We start from the raw sequence: 385 nt of genomic DNA, 5'->3' as shown, positions 1-385 counted from the left end.
CTCCTCTTCCTCGACGTCGACGGAACGCTCCTGCCCCACAAGGGCATTCAACTCCCCCAGACCCTCGACGAGTGGGACCGCCGGCAGACACCCGCCAACCCCCACCTCACAGCCGTCTCCCGCGACCACGGCCACCGCCTGCTCGCGATGCCGTGCACGCTCGTCTGGGCGACCGCCTGGATGCACGACGCGAACACCGTGATAGCCCCTCTGATGGGCCTCCCCGACCTCCACGTCGCAGCCCTACCGGAAGCCCCCCTCCACGACACACCCGACACTCTCCACTGGAAGACCAGGCCCCTCGTCGACACCGCCGCCGGCCACCCCTTCGTCTGGGTCGACGACGAGATCACCGACCTCGACCACACCTGGGTCCGCTCCCACC

General features: G+C 69.4%; 1 protein-coding gene. It reads left to right on the top strand.

The window, feature by feature from the left end; genetic code table 11:
• Positions 1–385: hypothetical protein (locus FNX44_RS28525; RefSeq protein ID WP_173019339.1), on the top strand; the 385-nt coding region annotated here is incomplete at both ends.

It is taken from the genome of Streptomyces alkaliterrae, from assembly GCF_007097205.2.
GTDB lineage: Bacteria > Actinomycetota > Actinomycetes > Streptomycetales > Streptomycetaceae > Streptomyces > Streptomyces alkaliterrae.
Note: the sequence above shows the minus strand (reverse complement) of the source record. Positions and strands in the feature narration are given on the sequence as shown.